A 1,371-nucleotide genomic window follows, 5' to 3' on the forward strand; every position below is an offset into this window, starting at 1 on the left:
TGGTTGAGGATGTCGCCGCTGGTTTTCAGGGTAAAATCGCCACCCACATGCCAGTGGGTGTCAGCCTGGTGGATAAAATCGCTCTGTAGTGTCAGGTTGAGGTCACCGGCGCTGCTGATGGTGCCGCTGTGAGTAAAAAACTGCCATCAGACACACCCGCGCCGGTCAACAAACCCAAGCGTCAGCCCCTGCCCACGCACTTGCCGCGTGAAGAAGTCCGCTTGGCGCCTGAGAGCACGCATTGCCCACAGTGTGACAGTCCGTTGCGTTTTCTCCGTGATGAAGTCAATGAGACCTTGGATTATGTTTACACTTATCTTGACGATGGGCGGATACCGATTGACAACAATCATGTGGAAAACTGCATCCGTCCTGTGGACTTGGGAAGAAAAAATTGGCTGCTGGCCGGGCAGCGCATGGCCGGTATCATGAGCCTGCTGCAAACCGCCAAACTTAATAGTATTGAGCCATTTACCTGGTTGCACTTTGTGTTGACACATCTTCCAACGTGGAAAAACAGTCAACTGGACCAACTGCTGCCCCTGCCCGGTAACACCTTCTCCTCATCCACCTAATCTGCCGCTCACCTTAACCGCTTAACATAAACTCGCAAGGTGAGATCGCCGGATGTTTACGTAAAAGCAAAAACCCCAGCCAGCTGGCCGGGATTTTTGCTTTTAGTTATTGTATTTAAAGTCAATATGTATTTTTAAAGTTTCCACATCCACAGTAACTTCACAACCATGCCAAAATGGTTTTTCTTGTGATTTAAAGTTAGCCAGAAAGTAGTTTCTTAGTTCAACAAGAAGATCTAACAGTTGTTCACTGGCATTACTTGTTTCAGTTACCCAATGTTGAGATCCACTTTTATCAACATAATCATAAGTGAACTCACCACAATCACTCGCTGGATCTAAAGTCGCACACAAAATAATTTTCGATGCATCGCTTGGTGAAATGGAAAGTAATACCGAGCCAATGTCATTGTATATTTCCTGGTCAGAGCGCATTACCTACCTCCTGGAGAATTATTAAACACTTTTTCGATTGGACGACCACCATCTACCGAATACACAACCTTAAACTTATCCGGTCTGACACTCTCACCTACATAAGATGGCTGGATACTCACTTTAACCTCTTTACCTTCACTCAATGCCTTAGCCCAAGTATTCTCCATTTGCTTCCAAGCGCCTTTGTTCAGATTGCCATTCATTGGTACTAAGAGCCTATCTCAATAGGAATTTATTCCACACAATAAGTCCGCAGGCAAAATGCAACATGGCCTCGTAATTTTCAGCCTTTTTCTCCCAGCGAACCAATAAACGACGATATCGATTAAGCCAGCTATGTGTCCGTTCAACCACCCAG

Annotated in this window: 3 protein-coding genes and 2 pseudogenes; 2 read left to right on the forward strand and 3 right to left on the reverse strand. The window is 45.9% G+C overall.

The window, feature by feature from the left end; genetic code table 11:
* Positions 1 to 128: 128 nt before the first annotated feature.
* Positions 129 to 206, forward strand: a pseudogene (locus tag EOJ37_RS14975) (hypothetical protein); the annotation flags it as partial.
* A 15-nt stretch (positions 207 to 221) separates the two neighbouring features.
* Positions 222 to 575, forward strand: coding sequence for a transposase domain-containing protein (locus tag EOJ37_RS14925; protein WP_276318285.1), 354 nt, complete (start codon positions 222 to 224; stop codon positions 573 to 575).
* 102 nt (positions 576 to 677) lie between these two features.
* On the opposite strand, the gene EOJ37_RS14220 is transcribed toward EOJ37_RS14925, so the two are convergent.
* The 3 genes and pseudogenes from EOJ37_RS14220 to EOJ37_RS14230 all read right to left on the reverse strand — a co-directional run.
* A complete protein-coding gene (locus tag EOJ37_RS14220; protein WP_127960515.1) occupies positions 678 to 1,010 on the reverse strand; it encodes an immunity protein YezG family protein in 333 nt (110 codons plus the stop codon).
* Complete coding sequence (locus tag EOJ37_RS14225) at positions 1,010 to 1,216, reverse strand: DNA/RNA non-specific endonuclease (RefSeq protein WP_155522516.1); 207 nt, start codon at positions 1,214 to 1,216, stop codon at positions 1,010 to 1,012. Before EOJ37_RS14225 ends, EOJ37_RS14220 begins: the two co-directional genes overlap by 1 nt.
* A gap of 13 nt (positions 1,217 to 1,229) precedes the next feature.
* Positions 1,230 to 1,371 (reverse strand): annotated as a pseudogene (locus EOJ37_RS14230) (IS5/IS1182 family transposase); the annotation flags it as partial.

The organism is Serratia microhaemolytica, assembly GCF_004011885.1.
Classification (GTDB): domain Bacteria; phylum Pseudomonadota; class Gammaproteobacteria; order Enterobacterales; family Enterobacteriaceae; genus Serratia_G; species Serratia_G microhaemolytica.

Excerpts from the sequence above, each read along its gene's own strand:
- EOJ37_RS14225 (WP_155522516.1), bottom strand. The coding sequence starts at position 1,216 with ATGAATGGCAATCTGAACAAAGGCGCTTGGAAGCAAATGGAGAATACT.
- EOJ37_RS14220 (WP_127960515.1), bottom strand. The coding sequence starts at position 1,010 with ATGCGCTCTGACCAGGAAATATACAATGACATTGGCTCGGTATTACTT.